General features: G+C 71.0%; 14 protein-coding genes. 10 read left to right on the top strand and 4 right to left on the bottom strand.

The window, feature by feature from the left end; all coding sequences use genetic code 11:
• Nucleotides 1–39 precede the first annotated feature (39 nt).
• Nucleotides 40–747 (bottom strand): TetR/AcrR family transcriptional regulator, encoded by a 708-nt coding sequence (locus OG252_RS12265; RefSeq protein ID WP_266449752.1) that lies wholly within the window; start codon nt 745–747, stop codon nt 40–42.
• A gap of 104 nt (nt 748–851) precedes the next feature.
• Between OG252_RS12265 and OG252_RS12260 the strand changes: the two genes are divergently transcribed.
• A complete protein-coding gene (locus tag OG252_RS12260; protein WP_329335867.1) occupies nt 852–2,861 on the top strand; it encodes an alpha-ketoacid dehydrogenase subunit alpha/beta in 2,010 nt (669 codons plus the stop codon).
• A 73-nt stretch (nt 2,862–2,934) separates the two neighbouring features.
• On the opposite strand, the gene OG252_RS12255 is transcribed toward OG252_RS12260, so the two are convergent.
• Nucleotides 2,935–3,993, bottom strand: coding sequence for a cyclase family protein (locus tag OG252_RS12255; RefSeq protein ID WP_266449758.1), 1,059 nt, complete (start codon nt 3,991–3,993; stop codon nt 2,935–2,937).
• Nucleotides 3,994–4,182: 189 nt separating this feature from the next.
• On the opposite strand from OG252_RS12255, the gene OG252_RS12250 reads away from it, so the two are divergent.
• Both OG252_RS12250 and OG252_RS12245 read left to right on the top strand, forming a co-directional pair.
• Nucleotides 4,183–4,581 (top strand): YybH family protein, encoded by a 399-nt coding sequence (locus OG252_RS12250; RefSeq protein WP_266449761.1) that lies wholly within the window; start codon nt 4,183–4,185, stop codon nt 4,579–4,581.
• Nucleotides 4,582–4,590: 9 nt separating this feature from the next.
• Nucleotides 4,591–4,998 (top strand): nuclear transport factor 2 family protein, encoded by a 408-nt coding sequence (locus tag OG252_RS12245; RefSeq protein ID WP_329335864.1) that lies wholly within the window; start codon nt 4,591–4,593, stop codon nt 4,996–4,998.
• A gap of 73 nt (nt 4,999–5,071) precedes the next feature.
• Here the strand turns inward: OG252_RS12245 and OG252_RS12240 are convergent, their stop codons facing one another.
• Nucleotides 5,072–6,784, bottom strand: a complete 1,713-nt coding sequence (locus OG252_RS12240) for a flavin-containing monooxygenase (protein WP_329335862.1) — start codon at nt 6,782–6,784, stop codon at nt 5,072–5,074.
• Between the two features lie 217 nt (nt 6,785–7,001).
• Between OG252_RS12240 and OG252_RS12235 the strand changes: the two genes are divergently transcribed.
• The 6 genes from OG252_RS12235 (at nt 7,002) to OG252_RS12210 (ending at nt 12,112) form a co-directional block, all read left to right on the top strand.
• A complete protein-coding gene (locus OG252_RS12235) occupies nt 7,002–7,394 on the top strand; it encodes a carboxymuconolactone decarboxylase family protein (RefSeq protein ID WP_266449769.1) in 393 nt (130 codons plus the stop codon).
• Nucleotides 7,395–7,462: 68 nt separating this feature from the next.
• The gene (locus tag OG252_RS12230; protein ID WP_266449771.1) at nt 7,463–8,215 is read left to right on the top strand and encodes an SDR family NAD(P)-dependent oxidoreductase; all 753 of its coding nucleotides are present in this window, start codon (nt 7,463–7,465) and stop codon (nt 8,213–8,215) included.
• 147 nt (nt 8,216–8,362) lie between these two features.
• On the top strand, nt 8,363–9,556 hold the full coding sequence (locus OG252_RS12225; RefSeq protein WP_329335860.1) for an NAD(P)/FAD-dependent oxidoreductase: 1,194 nt from the start codon (nt 8,363–8,365) through the stop codon (nt 9,554–9,556).
• 23 nt (nt 9,557–9,579) lie between these two features.
• Nucleotides 9,580–9,774, top strand: coding sequence for a ferredoxin (locus OG252_RS12220; protein ID WP_266449777.1), 195 nt, complete (start codon nt 9,580–9,582; stop codon nt 9,772–9,774).
• Nucleotides 9,775–9,876: 102 nt separating this feature from the next.
• Nucleotides 9,877–11,115, top strand: a complete 1,239-nt coding sequence (locus tag OG252_RS12215; RefSeq protein ID WP_266449780.1) for a cytochrome P450 — start codon at nt 9,877–9,879, stop codon at nt 11,113–11,115.
• A gap of 79 nt (nt 11,116–11,194) precedes the next feature.
• A complete protein-coding gene (locus OG252_RS12210) occupies nt 11,195–12,112 on the top strand; it encodes an SDR family NAD(P)-dependent oxidoreductase (RefSeq protein WP_266449782.1) in 918 nt (305 codons plus the stop codon).
• A 54-nt stretch (nt 12,113–12,166) separates the two neighbouring features.
• Here OG252_RS12210 and OG252_RS12205 read toward each other — a convergent pair whose 3' ends face one another.
• Entirely contained in the window at nt 12,167–12,679 is a 513-nt protein-coding gene (locus OG252_RS12205) for a MarR family winged helix-turn-helix transcriptional regulator (protein ID WP_329335856.1), read from the bottom strand.
• 98 nt (nt 12,680–12,777) lie between these two features.
• On the opposite strand from OG252_RS12205, the gene OG252_RS12200 reads away from it, so the two are divergent.
• Entirely contained in the window at nt 12,778–14,256 is a 1,479-nt protein-coding gene (locus OG252_RS12200; protein ID WP_329335854.1) for an MFS transporter, read from the top strand.
• The last annotated feature ends 5 nt before the right edge of the window (nt 14,257–14,261 follow it).

Raw genomic sequence — 14,261 nt, 5'->3', positions numbered from 1 at the left:
CGCACCGCGGGCCCTCCTTCGTCGGCCTGTCACCGAAAATCAGCTCGCCAGCGAGGCCGGCTCCCAGACCGCCTCGGGGTCGAGCGGCAGGTCGGTCCGGTCGCGCTTGAACCGCGCGGCCTGCTCCTCGACGTCCGGCAGGGCCGCGCCGGGGGCCGCGAACCCGCGGAACAGGGTCGAGCAGTACTCCCGCGACAGGTCCGCGGCGCTCCAGCGGCCCTCCGGCTTGACCCACTGGTAGGTGTGGTTGTGCAGGTTGAGGAACTGCAGGGTGGCCAGGCGCGGGTGCACCGGGCGGAAGGTGCCCTCCTCGATGGCCTCCGTGAGCAGGCCCGTGACCAGCTGCTCGAAGTCGGAGCGCTGGCGCAGCAGGGTCTGCAGGTAGTCGCCGGTGAGGCTGCGGTAGTCGTGTTCGTAGACCCAGATGTGGTCGAGCCGGCGGTAGATGATCGTCAGCAGCGACTCCGACAGCAGCCGCAGCCGCAGCAGCGGCTCCTCGTCGAGGCCCGCGATCTGCCGGGCCCGGGCGAGGAGCGGCGCCATCACCCGGGACTGGATCTCGATCAGCAGGTTCTCCTTGGAGCCGATGTAGTAGTACAGCGCTCCCTTGGCGAGCCCGACCGCGCGGCCCAGGTCGTTGACGGAGGTCGCCGCGTAGCCCTGGCGGGCGAACAGCTCGGCGGCCGTGTCGATGATCTTCTGGCGCCTGACCTCGAAATCCGGCCCGTGGCCCGGCGGTCGTGGCATGGCTTCTCTCCCCGCTGACGTCACGAAGTTTGCTAGACCAAACGGTACATTAAAAAGACGGACGCGGGCGGCACGCCGCCCGCGCGAGCATAGCGAGGACGCTCATGACTCAGGCACCGCAGTACACCGGCACCGGCCCCGGAACCGGCTTCGTCGACGCGGAGCAACTCCTGGAAATGTACCGCCGTATGCGCCGCATCCGCCGGTTCGAGGAGCGGGCGTCCGAGCTCTACAAGGCCACCGAGATCCCCGGATTCCTGCACCTGTCGATCGGTCAGGAGGCCAGTGCCGTCGGCGCCTGCTGGCCGCTCGGCGCCCGGGACGGCATCACCTCCACCCATCGCGGCCACGGCCATGTCCTCGCCAAGGGCCTGGACACCGCGTCGATGATGGCCGAGCTGATGGGCAAGGAAGCGGGCACCTGTCACGGCCGCGGCGGCTCCATGCACATCGCCGACCCGGGCCTCGGCATCTACGGCGCCAACGGCATCGTCGGCGCCGGGCTGCCCATCGCCGCAGGCGTGGCGACCGCGGCCAAGCTGCGCGCCGCCGGTGACGTGGTGGTGGCGTTCTTCGGCGACGGGGCGGTCGCCCAGGGCATGTTCCACGAGGCCGTCAACCTGGCCGCCGTATGGGACCTGCCCGTCGTCTTCCTCTGCGAGAACAACCACTACTCCGAGTTCTCGCCCGCCGCCGACCAGCACCGTGCCCCGCTCTCCGCCCGCGCCGCCGGGTACGGCATCGGCTACGAGCACGTCGACGGCAACGACGTCCTCGAAGTGGCCCGGACCATGACCGACCAGGTCGAGCGGCTGCGGCAGGGCGGCGGACCCGTCCTGGTCGAGGCCGAGACCTACCGCTGGCACGGCCACTACGAGGGCGACCCCGAGCGCTACCGCCCCGCCGAGGAGGTCGCCGCGGCCAAGGAGCGCGACCCGCTGCTGGTGGCCCGCCGGCACCTGGCGGCGGCGGGGGTGCCGGTGGCGCTGGCCGACGGGGTCGACGAGGAGATCGACAAGGAGATCGAGGCGGCCGTCGAGTGGGCCAGGAGCCTGCCCGAGCCCGCCCCGGAGACCCTGTACGACTACGTCTCGGCCCCGCGTGCGGCCGTGGCCGAACCCGCCCCGTTCCCGGCCGAGGCGGAGATCTTCCGGTCCATGGACGCCGTACGCCTCGCGCTGGAGCACGAACTGACCGCCGACCCCTCGGTGTTCGTGGCGGGAATCGACGTCGGCGCAGGCGGCAACGTCTTCGGCCTCACCCGGGGCCTCGCGCAGGCCTTCCCGGGGCGGGTCCGGGACACGCCGATCAGTGAGAGCGCCATCGTCGGTACGGCGGTGGGGGCGGCCATGGCCGGGATGAAGCCCGTGGTCGAGGTCATGTACATGGACTTCATCGGCGTCTGCCTCGACATGCTGCTCAACCAGGCCGCCAAACTGCGCTTCATGACCGGCGGCCGGGCCTCCATGCCGCTCGTGGTGCGCACCCAGTTCGGCGCCGGACGCTCCTCCGGCAGCCAGCACTCGCAGAGCCTGGAGGCACTGCTCGCCCACGTCCCCGGGCTGACGGTCGTGATGCCGTCCAACCCGGCCGACACCTACGGCCTGCTGCGCGCCGCCATCCAGGACCCCAACCCGGTGGTCTTCGTCGAGAACCGGCTCCAGTACGGCCTCAAGGGCCCGCGTCCGCCGGCCGGTCACCTGATCCCCCTGGGCAAGGCCAAGGTCGTCCGCGAGGGCGCCGACATCACCCTGGTCTCCTGGTCGCGGATGGTCCAGGACTGCCTGGCCGCCGCCGAGACGCTCGCCGCGGAGGGCGTGAGCGTCGAGGTGATCGACCTGCGGACCATCGCCCCGCTGGACCGGGAGACCGTCCTCGCCTCCCTCGCCAAGACGAACCGTCTGGTCATCGCGCACGAGGCGGTACGGGACTTCGGCGTCGGCGCCGAACTGTCCGCCCTCGCCGTCGACGAGGGGTTCTGGCACCTGGACGCCCCGGTCACGCGGGTGGCCCCGCCCGCCGTGCCCGCGCCCTACGCGCCCTCGCTGGAGCGGGCGTGGCTGCCGTCCAAGGACACGATCGCGGACACCGTGCGGCGGATCGCGGCGGTGTAGTCCGACGTAGTCGGGCGTAGTCGGACATGGAGAAGGGCCCCCAGACACTGGGGGCCCTTCTCCACGCCAGGCGTCAGACGGTCGCGATCGGCGTCAGCGGACTGCCCTGCGTCCCCGGCAGGTTCAGCGGGGGAGCGGTGAGCAGGAACCGGCTGCGGTCGTGCTCGCGCAGCCAGGCCGCGAGCTTGTCCAGGTACCACAGCTCGCCCAGCGGGACGCCGAGCTTGAAGAGGCACAGGTTGTGGATCGGGAGCAGCGTGTGCGGAGTCATGTCCGTCTGCGGCGGCATGCCCGGCCCCACTCCCTCGACGGCGTAGTTGTCCGCCACCAGCGCCGAGATCTGCGACTCGGCGATCCAGTCCAGCAGCGCCGGGTCGTGGGCGTCGAGGTAGGAGCCGGTGGTGTGGATCGCCTCCGGGTCCGGGTCCTTGTTCCAGGCGAGGACCTGGGTGGCCATGCCGGTGTGCAGGAGGAGGACGTCACCGGGTTCGACGACCACGTTGTCCGCGGCCATGATCTCCTGGAGCGTCTTCAGGTTCACCGGCTGGAACTTCGTGCCCAGGTGGTGGGCGAGGTCGACGAGGACGCCCCGGCCCTGGACCCCGTGCTCCGCCATGTGCTCCATGCCGAGGTGGCGGGCGAAGCTGAGGCTGCCGCTGCCGTCCCCCTTGGCGTCTTCCTGGGGGCCGACGATGTCGACGCCGGGCCGGTACCCGTTGTAGTAGACCGGCTCGGCGACCCCGTCGCCGTCGGCGTCGAACTGCTCGCCCTGGTGGGAGAGCGAGTCCCACTGCGTCGAGTACTGGAGCCAGAGGGTCACCACGTCGTCGGACCACACGTCCGTGAAGATCGGCGCGATCTGCTCGCTGGCCACGACGTTGTAGAAGACGTCCTGCTTGTGCTCCAGGTCCTCGGTCGGCCTGAGAATCGGCGGGTACCGCCGCTGGTTCAGGGCCGTACCACCGGGATAGTCGAGCGGCAGACTCAGGCTGAAGGTGATCCCGTGCTCGACCTCCCGCACCCCCTGGAGGACCTTCTCGCGGGTGATCAGGTTGATGCGGCCGAGCTCGTCGTCCTCACCCCAGTCGCCCCACGTCGAGCCCGGCGGACGCTGCTTCCAACGCTTCGTCACGATAACGCCTCCTTGTGCGACAGTCCCCGTCGACAGTCGTCCCGCATGTTATTGAGATTGTACCGCCCGGTCAACAAATCGGGCGCACCGCACTCCCTTTTTCATCCTCCCGGCAATAGACTGAGTGGTCGAAACATGTGGGAGGATGCCGCGGCCGCGGCACGGACCCATTCGACTTGGGAGCGAAAATTGAGCGAATCCACACAGGCGTGGGTCGCGGCGGGCGTGCGGGCCGTGCTCGGCGCGCACACCCAGGCGCAGGACGCCGGCCGCACCGACGACGTCGTCGCGCTGTACACACCCGACGGGGTGCTCGAACTGCCGGGCATGGACCCGATCGAGGGGCATGACGCGCTCCGTGACGCCTTCAAGGGGTGGGCGCCGACGCAGCCTCAGCTGCACCTGGTGACCAACACCGTCGTCACCTCCACGACCGAGGGCGAGGCGCGGGCCGTGAGCGACGTGGCCTTCCTCCAACGCGGCGAGACGGGCTGGACGGTGCAGGTCGTCGGGCACTACGACGACACGCTGCGCCGGCAGGACGGCGCATGGCGGCTGCACCACCGGACCACGACCTACCAGGCCTAGGAGCGCGTCATGACCACCACTTCCCCCGACGTCGAGGCATCGGTCGCGGCCGGCGTGCAGGCGGCCATCGCCGCGTACGCGCAGGCGCTGGACACCAACCGGGTCGACGACCTCGCCGAACTGTTCACGCCTGACGGTGTGTCCGAGATCGCCGGCATGGCGACCTTCGAGGGCCGGGACGCCATACGGCAGGGCTACGCCGGCTTCGCGCCGACGCAGCCGCAGTTGCACCTGGTGGCCAACACCGTCGTCACCTCGTGTACCGAGGACGAGGCGACGGCTGTCAGCAACCTGGCGTTCTTCCAGCGCGGCGACTCGGGCTGGGCGGTGCAGCTCGTCGGGCGCTACGACGACGTCCTGCGCCGGCGGGACGGCGTATGGCGCTTCCACAAGCGGGTCACGACCTTCCTGCCGTAGGAGGACGACGGACAGCCGTGACGGCGGTGCCGCCCGGATCCTACGGGCGGCACCGCCGTGTGCGTCGGTGTCGTCAGGCGTCGGCGGGCTCCGCGGCCTCGGCCGTCTCGGCCGTCTCGGCCGCCGTGGTGCCCTCGGTGGTCTTGGCGAAGGAGAACGCCGGGAAGCCGCCTGCCACGGACTCGTTGATCAGCTCCTGGAGTTTCCACCGGCCGGCCGGGTTCAGCAACTGCTTGACCGCCTTGCCGGGGATGTTGGCCCCGTAGAAGTAGCTGCTCTTCAGGAAGGAGATCTGCCCGGAGTTGTCGTTGACCAGGGCCGTCCACTCGTCGTCCGCGGCCTTCGTCACCTCGATGACGTCGTGGCCGTGCTCGCGCGCGTGGACGAGCACGTCCGTGACGTAGTCCACCTGGTCGCCGGAGTAGCGCGGGTTGTTGCCGGTCGCGCCGTGCGGACCGCCCGGGAAGAAGAAGTTCGGGAAGCCGGCCGCCGCGACCCCGAGGTAGGTGTGCGGGCCGTCCGCCCAGGACTCCTCCAGCGGCAGCCCCTGACGGCCGCGCACGCCGAGGCGGTTGAGTGCGCCGGTGCCGAAGTCGTAGCCGGTCGCCCAGATGATGATGTCGTACTCCTCGACACCATCGGACGTTTCGATGCCCGTCTCGGTGATGCGGACGATCGGCGTCTCGTTGATGTCGACGAGCGTGACGTTCGGCTTGTTGTACGTCTCGTAGTAGCGCGTCCCGAAGGGGGGCCTGCGCCCGCCGTAGCCGTGGCCCTTGGGGATCAGCTTCTCGGCCGTGGCCGGGTCCTTGACGATGCCGCGGATCTTCTCGGCGATGAACTCGCACCACTCCTGGTTGACGACGGGGTTCGTCGTCATGTCGTAGTAGTGCTCGGACAGCTTGGTGAAGCCGGGGCCGTTCCAGCGCGTCTCGTAGAACTCCTGCCGCTGCTCCGGGGTGTCCTCCAGGCCGGACCGCATGGTGATCTGGTGCAGGAACCCGCTCGGCGAGGTGTGCAGCGTCTCGCGGATGGAGTCGAAGTTCTTCTTCAGCTCCGCCTGCTCCTCGGGCCTGATCGGCGCGTTGTTGAGCGGGGTCAGCCAGTCCGCCACCTTCTGATAGACCGTCAGCTGGGCCACCTCGTCGGCGATCGCGGGGACGATCTGCACCCCGCTGGAGCCGGTGCCGATCTGGGCCACGCGCTTGCCCGCGAAGTCGACGGGCGTCTTGGGCCAGCGGCCGGTGTGGTGCTGCTCGCCGCGGAAGTCCGCGCGCCCCGGGATGTCGGGGATGAACGGCACCGACAGGATGCCGGTCGCCGCGACCACGACACGCGCCCGGTGGACGGAGCCGTCCTCGGCCCGCACGGTCCACATGCCGGACGGCTCGTCCCACACGACCGAGGTCACCTTGGCGCCGAACCGCATGTCGCGCCGCAGGTCGAACCGGTCGACCACGTAGTTGAAGTAGCGCTCGATCTCCGGCTGGCCCGCGAACCGCTCGGACCACTCCCACTCCTCCCACAGCTCCTTGGAGAACAGGTAGCCGTAGGTGTAGCTCTCGGAGTCGAAGCGCGCCTCGGGGTAGCGGTTCCAGTACCAGGTACCGCCCACGCCGGTGCCGGCCTCGAGCAGCCGTGCCGAGAACCCGGCCTCACGGGCGCGGTACAGCTGGTAGATGCCGGTGACGCCGGCACCGACGACCAGCACGTCCACCTGGTCCTGGCCCTGGTTTCGGTCCTGGTCCGCCGGGCCCGTCTCCGGTGCCTTCGTCGATTCGCTCATGTGCCCTCCAACGTGACAGGGGCGGGTGCTCCGAGTGAGCCTGATTCATATTTCGACCGGTCGATCGAATATTCAGCCCGAGCGTAGATGAGGCCGTGGGCCCGGGCAATGGGGAGGTTGCGAATGCGTTGTTGTGCTGTTTCCATTGATTGTACCGACCGCCTGGTCTAACTTTCGCTCAAGCGATGGACGCGAGTCGTACACCGGGAGATCCGCCATGAGTGTCAATGACGTCACCGACCCCACCGACCTGCGCGGCGCGGGCATGAAGGCCATGCGCGAGGCGCTGCCCGGAGTGTTTCCCGAGGGCGACATCGACCTCAGGGACGGCCGCCTCGGCGAGGACCTCGTCGAGATCGGCCTCACCAGCGTCTGGGGCGCCCTGTGGGCCCGCGAGGGGCTCGGCGGCCGCGACCGCAGTCTGGTCACGCTCGGCATCCTGATCGCGCTGGGCGCAGAGGCCGAGCTGAAGACACACGTCCGGATCGCGCTCACCAACGGACTGACCAAGGACGAGATCGCCGAGGTCATCTACCACGCCGCCGGTTACGCCGGCTTCCCCCGCGCGACAGCGGCCCGCACCGCTGCCCGAGAGGCGCTGGGCGAGTGAGCGGTCCCGCCCGCCGGCTCCCGCACGGCGCCGGTCCTGACACCACGCACGAAGCGCAAAGGAGCGCCATGTCCGGTTACTTGTCACTGGAAGGAAAGGTCGCCGTCGTCACCGGCGGCGCCCGTGGGATCGGGCAGGCGGTCGCGACCGTGCTCGCGGCCCGGGGTGCCGCGGTCTCGGTCTGGGACCTCAACCTCGAAGGAGCGGAGAAGACCGTCGCCGAGATCCAGGAGGCGGGCGGCAGGGCGATCGCCGTGGGCGGCGACGCGGCCGAGGCCACCGCCGTGGCCGCGGCGGCCGCCCGTACCCGCGAGGAACTCGGGCCCGTCGCGGTCCTCGTGAACAACGCGGGGATCACCGCCTACGAGCCCTTCCTGAACATCAGCGAGGCGTCCTGGGACCGCATGATGGGAGTCAACCTCAAGGGTCCGTTCCTGGTGACCCAGGCGCTGCTGCCCGACATGCTCGCGGCCGGCTGGGGCCGGATCGTCAACATCTCCTCGTCCTCCGCGCAGACCGGTGCGCCCGCCATGGCCCACTACGCGTCCTCCAAGGGCGGCGTCATCAGCCTCACCCGGGCCCTGGCGGTCGAGTACGCCGACAAGGGGATCACCGTCAACCACGTGCCGCCCGGCTTCATCGACACCCCGCTGGTACGCGAGGGGCCGGTCGACGTGGAGAAGGCCGCGGTCATGATGCCGATGAAGCGGGCCGGGCAGCCGGCGGACGTCGCCCATGCCGTGGCCTACCTCGCTTCGGAGGAGGCCGCCTATGTCACCGGCCAGACCTTCAGTGTGAACGGCGGGCGCTACCTCGCCTGAGCCGGTCCCGCCTGTTCCCGAGCGGGAGTTGAGTGTACCGACCGCTAGGTCTATTTTTCGGAGGAGACCTGGCACCGACGCAGCTACGGAGCCGCGCATGAGCACCAAGGACCGCACCCCGCAGTACAGCACCGGCGAGGTGTCCCGATGACGGCCCCGGACCGCGTCCTCGTGGTCGGCGCGTCCGCGTCCGGCCTGACCACCGCGGAGGCGCTGCGCCGCAAGGGGTACACCGGCACGATCACGGTGCTCGGCGACGAGCCGCACGCACCCTACGACCGGCCGCCCCTGTCCAAGCAGGTCCTGTCCGGCACGTGGGAACCGGAGCGGGCCGCGCTGCGGACCGGGGAGGCACTCACCGCCCTGGACGCCGAGTTCCTGCTCGGTGATCCGGCCCTCGCGCTGGACCCGGTGGCCCGGACCGTGCGCACGGAGTCCGGGCGGGCACTCACGGCCGACGCGATCGTGATCGCCACCGGCGTGCGGGCGCGGACCCTGCCCGGCCAGGACGGCCTGACCGGCGTCCATGTGCTGCGCTCCCTCGACCACGCCCTGGCCCTGCGCAAGGATCTGCTCACCTGCACCCGGCTGGTGGTCGTCGGTGAAGGCGTCCTCGGTTCCGAGATCGCGGCCACCGCGCGGACCCTGGGCCTGGACGTGACCCTGACCGGTCCGCTGGCGGCACCGATGGCCTTGCAGGTGGGCCCGCTGGTGTCGGGGCTGCTGGCGGACCTGCACACCGCGCGGGGGGTACGGCTGCGGCTGGGCACCGGCGTGGTGGGGCTGACCGGCGAGGAGGGCCGGGTCGCCGGTGTGCGGCTCGGGACCGGCGAGGTGCTGCCGGCCGACGTGGTGGTCGTCGCGATCGGCGCCTCCCCGGCGACGGACTGGCTGGCGGACAGCGGGCTCGCCCTCGACAACGGCGTGGTCTGCGACTCCCGCTGCCGGGCCGCCGAGGGCGTCTACGCCGTCGGCGACGTGGCCCGCTGGCACCACGAGCGGCTCGGCCGCCCGATCCGCCTGGAGAACCGGACCAACGCCACCGAGCAGGCGATGGCGGTCGCCGGGGCGATCCTCGGCGAGGACACGGCGTACGCGCCGGTGCCGTACTTCTGGACCGACCAGTTCGACGCGAAGCTCATGGTCCACGGCTTCCTCCCCGCCGACGCCGAAGTGGACGTCGTCGAGGGCGACCTGACGGCCCGTCGCTTCGTCGCCCGCTACCGCAGCCAGGGCCGGGTCACCGGCGTCCTCGGCTGGAACATGCCCAAGCAGACCCGGCTGCGCCGCCAGGAGGTCGTCGACGCCCTCCGGGCCCCTGCCGCCGCCCCCACCCACTGACACCGAACGCTCAGGAGAGACCCATGAAGGTTGTCGTCGACGAGGAGAAGTGCGTCGCCGCCGGACAGTGCGTGTCCGCCGCCATGGACGTGTTCGACCAGCGCGAGGAGGACGGCATCGTCGTCGTGCTGGACGAGAACCCGCCCGCCGAGCTGGCCGACGACGTCCGCAACGCGGCCGCGGTCTGCCCCGCGCTGGCCATCCGCATCGAGGAATAGCCGCGGGAACAGCGGCAGGAACAGCCGCTCCCCAACCCCGACTTCCCCGCTCCCCGCCCCCGAACCTCCCCGTTCCCCCCCCACACAACTGGAGGAAAGACCATGGCCGAGGCAGACACCGAACTCGCCCCCGACGCGAAGATCTACGAATACCAGGACGACCGGGACGCCAAGTGCCCCTTCGCCCCGCCGCCCGGGCTGCGCGCCCTGAACGAGAAGGCACCCGTGACCCGGGGCCGGATCTGGGACGGCAGCACCCCGTGGCTCGTCACCGGACACGCCGCGCAGCGCGCGATCCTGTCCGACCCCCGGGTCAGCTCGGACGACAAGCAGCCCGGGTTCCCCTACCCGAACCAGGCCATGGCGGAGACCGCCCACCACCACCCGCTCACGATCTTCAACGCCGACGGCGCCGACCACACGCGGATCCGCCGCATGATGACGCGCCCCTTCACCCGCCCCCGGATGGAGGCGCTGCGGCCGCAGATCCAGGAGTTCACCGACGACCTCATCGACAAGATGCTCGCGGGCCCGAACCCGACGGACCTGGTCACCGCGCTGTCGCTGCCGCTGCCCTCGCTGATGATCTGCGCGCTGCTCGGGGTGCCGTACTCGGACCACGACTTCTTCCAGAAGCACGCCTCCCTCGCCACCAGGAGCGACAAGACCGCCGAGGACGACCGGGGGGCGATGGCGGCGCTGGGTGGATACCTGGCCAACCTGATCCAGGCCAAGATGGAGGAGCCGGCCGAGGACGTCCTCTCGGACTTCGCCGCGCGCGTCAAGGCGGAGGACCTCACCCTGCCCGAGGCCACCATGCTGGCCATGATCCTGCTGATCGCCGGTCACGAGACCAGCGCGACCATGATCACGCTGGGCACTGCCCTCCTCCTGGAGAACCCCGAGCAGTTGGCGCGGCTGCGCGAGATCGACGACACGAAGGCCGTCGCGGGCGCCGTCGAGGAGATCCTTCGCTACCTGACCGTCGCGCAGTTCGGGCAGCGGCGGATCGCCGGTGAGGACTTCGAGTTCGAGGGCGTGGACATCAAGGCCGGGGACGGCATCGTCGTCCCGCTGCCCGCCGGCAACTGGGACCCGCAGGCCTTCCCCGAGCCGGAGAAGCTCGACCTCACCCGGGACGCCCGCCACCACCACGCCTTCGGCTGGGGCATCCACCAGTGCCTCGGCCAGCAGCTCGCCCGGATCGAGCTCCAGGTCGTCTACGGCACGCTCTACCGGCGCGTCCCGACGCTGCGCCTCGCGGTCGACCGCGACGAACTGGTGTTCCGCCCGAGCGACTCGCTCGCCGCGGGCATCCGCGAACTGCCGGTCACCTGGTAACCGGGGGTCCGGCAGCCGGTGGTCCGGTAACCGGTCCCCTGTCAATGGCACCCGCCCCGCACCTCAACAGGAGTCACCCATGAGCGAGTTCAGCTTCGACGGACGCGTCGCGGTCGTCACCGGCGCCGGCCGCGGCATCGGCCGGGCACACGCCCGCCTCCTGGCGGAGCGCGGGGCGCAGGTCGTCGTCAACGACCTGGGCGGATCGATGGAGGGCGAGGGCGCCGACGCCGGCCCCGCGCAGAAGGTCGTCGACGAGATCCGCGCCGCCGGCGGCACCGCCGTGGCCGACACCCACGACGTGTCCACACAGGCCGGCGGCGAGGCGATCATCGGCTGCGCGCTCGAGAACTTCGGCCGCATCGACATCGTGGTCAACAACGCCGGGATCATCCGGTGGGCCGGCCTGCCCGAGGTCGACGTCGAGAACCTCGAACGGCACCTCGCCGTCCACCTCATCGGCTCCTTCAACACGATGCGCGCCGCCTGGCCGCACTTCGTGGAGCAGCAGTACGGCCGGGTCGTCCTGACCACCTCCAGCGGCATGTTCGGCCTCGACAACAACCTGTCGTACGCGGCCGCGAAGGCAGGCACGGTCGGCCTCGCCCGCAGCGCGAAACTGGCCGGTGAGCCGCACGGCATCAAGGTCAACCTGATCGCGCCCGCGGCGATGACGCGCATGGGCGGCGGGAGCGCCGAGGACGAGGACACCGGGCCGACGCCGGGAATGCCGTACATGCCCTCGGACGCGGTGGCGCCGATGGTCGCGTTCCTCGCCCACGAGAGCTGCCCGGTCAGCGGGGAGATCTACACGGCCGGCGCCGGCCGCTTCGCCCGCCTCTTCCTCGCCTCGACCGAGGGGTACGTCCATCAGGACGGCGCCGCCGGCATCGAGGACGTGGCCCGCAACTGGGACGCGATCAACGACGAGAAGGGCTATTACGTGCCGTCGGACCTGATGGCATGGTCCGGCGCGTTCCTCAAGCACCAGTTCTAGATGTGCTGTCCCGGCGCGGCCGCCGGGCGGCGATTCCGGTGAGGTGACCGGCGTTCAGGTCCCGGCCGCCGGACGCGTGGCGCGATTGCGCGGGCGCGTCCTGGCCAGGCCGGACTCCACGGCGGCGAGCAGGGTCAGGGCCGCGTCGAGGTGGTCGGTGTCGTGGTCGGCGGCCGCGGAGACGGCGGCGGCCCATTCCTGGCGCACCAGGCGGTAGTTGCCGCGTCCGCGTTCGGTGGTGTGGACGGTCACCCCGCGGCCGTCGCCCGGGTCGGCGCGTCGCTCGACGAGGCCCTTGCGCTCCAGTCCGCCCAGGACGGTGGAGAGGTTGGTGCGCTGCAGCCCGGTCGCCTCGGCGATGCGGCTGGGCGGGGCGGCGGGCTCGCGGTGCAGGTAGCGCATCACCATGCCCTCGGACGGGGACAGCGGGACGGCCCGCTCGTCGGTGTATCCGCGGAACTGGATCTCCCGGCTGATGATCAGCACGAGGTCGGCCAGCTCGGCCCACCGCCGGCCGTCGTCCGGTGCGGTCGTCGGGCTCGTCGGTTCTGCTCGCTCCTCCGTCACGGCTCCAGGGTACGGGCTTGCCCCGAAGTAGTTATGGGCGCATACTGCTTATGGCTTCATAGTTATGAGGTCATAACATCTGTCTCCTGGGAGCTGTCATGACGACAACCACCTCCTCCCGGCATGCGGGCGCGCCGACGCTCTCGCCCCACGCCACGGCCCGCGCGGGCGGGCTGCACCCGGTCGGGGTGTTCATCCTGCTGGCCGGCGCCTTCCTGCCGATCATGGACTTCTTCATCACCAACGTGGCCCTGCCCAGCATCGACGCCTCGCTGCACGCCTCGGCGTCCGCGCTGGAGCTGGTCATCGCCGGGTACGGCGTCGCGTACGCGACCCTGCTCGTCCTCGGCGGCCGGCTCGGCGACCGGTTCGGCCGCCGCCGGATCTTCCTCGGCGCGCTCGTCGGCTTCGTGCTGGCCTCGCTGGCCTGCGGCGTCGCCCCGACGGTGGGTGCGCTGATCGCGGCCCGCATCGTCCAGGGCGCCACCGCCGCCCTCCTCGTCCCCCAGGTGCTGGCGACCTTCCACCACGTCCTGGAAGGAGAGCGCAAGTCCCGGGCCGTGGCCCTGTACGGGGCGACCTCCGGGATAGCCGCCGTGGTCGGGCAGCTGGTGGGCGGCCTGCTGGTCAGCGCCGATGTGGCCGGCACTTCCTGGCGGCCGATCTTCCTGGTCAACGTGCCCATCGGCGTCGTCGTGCTCCTGGTGGCGGCCCGGATCGTGCCGGACACCCGCTCGCACCACCCGGTCGGCATCGACCTGCCCGGCACCGTGCTGTTCGCCGCCACCCTGACCGCCCTGCTGGTGCCGCTGACCGAGGGGCACTCACTGGGCTGGCCCTTGTGGACCTGGCTGATGCTCGCCGCCGCGGCCGTCCTCGGCGCCGCCACCTACGTCGTGGAGAGGCGCACCGAGCGGCGCGGCGCGGTCCCGCTGCTGCCGCCGTCCCTGCTGCGCCTGCCGTCGATGTCCCGTGGCCTGATCATGGTGTTCGCCTTCAGCATCGGCTTCGGCGCGTTCATGTTCGTCTTCGCCCTCACCGTCCAGAACGGCCTGCACGTCGACGCCCTGCACAGCGGCCTGGCGATCCTGCCGATGGCCCTGCTCTTCTTCGCCGGGTCACTGGTCGCGCCCCGCCTGATCACCCGGTTCGGCAGGGCGGCCCTGTCGGCCGGCGCCGTCGTCCAACTCGCCGGACTGGTCGCCCTGGTGACGATCCTGCTCGAGAACTGGCCGCACGTCAGCCTGTGGGCGACTGCCCTGCCGCTCGCCCTGGTCGGCGCCGGGCAGTCGATGCTGTTCGCCGGCCTGTTCCGCAGCGTCCTGGCCGATGTCCCCACGCACCTGGCGGGCATCGGCAGCGGCGTACTGATCACCCTGCAGCAGAGCGGTCTCGCCCTCGGCGTGGCCACCCTCGGCACCCTCTACCTGGTCCTGGCGCCGCACGGGGTCGTCCACGCCTTCGCCGGTGTCGAGTACGCGCAGATGGGCATCGTCGCCCTGCTCGCCGTCGCAGCCGCCGCCCTGCCGCGCTTCAACAAGGCCGCGCCGCCCGCCACTTCGGTCGTCGAGGTCTGAACCCG

It is taken from the genome of Streptomyces sp. NBC_01352, assembly GCF_036237295.1.
Classification (GTDB): domain Bacteria; phylum Actinomycetota; class Actinomycetes; order Streptomycetales; family Streptomycetaceae; genus Streptomyces; species Streptomyces plumbiresistens.
The sequence above is the reverse complement of the archived record's forward strand: the minus strand, read 5'-3'. Positions and strand labels throughout refer to the sequence as shown.

Excerpts from the sequence above, each read along its gene's own strand:
- OG252_RS12230 (WP_266449771.1), top strand. The coding sequence starts at position 7,463 with ATGTCCGGTTACTTGTCACTGGAAGGAAAGGTCGCCGTCGTCACCGGC.
- OG252_RS12265 (WP_266449752.1), bottom strand. The coding sequence starts at position 747 with ATGCCACGACCGCCGGGCCACGGGCCGGATTTCGAGGTCAGGCGCCAG.
- OG252_RS12235 (WP_266449769.1), top strand. The coding sequence starts at position 7,002 with ATGAGTGTCAATGACGTCACCGACCCCACCGACCTGCGCGGCGCGGGC.
- OG252_RS12215 (WP_266449780.1), top strand. The coding sequence starts at position 9,877 with ATGGCCGAGGCAGACACCGAACTCGCCCCCGACGCGAAGATCTACGAA.
- OG252_RS12210 (WP_266449782.1), top strand. The coding sequence starts at position 11,195 with ATGAGCGAGTTCAGCTTCGACGGACGCGTCGCGGTCGTCACCGGCGCC.
- OG252_RS12260 (WP_329335867.1), top strand. The coding sequence starts at position 852 with ATGACTCAGGCACCGCAGTACACCGGCACCGGCCCCGGAACCGGCTTC.
- OG252_RS12245 (WP_329335864.1), top strand. The coding sequence starts at position 4,591 with ATGACCACCACTTCCCCCGACGTCGAGGCATCGGTCGCGGCCGGCGTG.
- OG252_RS12240 (WP_329335862.1), bottom strand. The coding sequence starts at position 6,784 with ATGAGCGAATCGACGAAGGCACCGGAGACGGGCCCGGCGGACCAGGAC.
- OG252_RS12200 (WP_329335854.1), top strand. The coding sequence starts at position 12,778 with ATGACGACAACCACCTCCTCCCGGCATGCGGGCGCGCCGACGCTCTCG.
- OG252_RS12220 (WP_266449777.1), top strand. The coding sequence starts at position 9,580 with ATGAAGGTTGTCGTCGACGAGGAGAAGTGCGTCGCCGCCGGACAGTGC.
- OG252_RS12225 (WP_329335860.1), top strand. The coding sequence starts at position 8,363 with ATGACGGCCCCGGACCGCGTCCTCGTGGTCGGCGCGTCCGCGTCCGGC.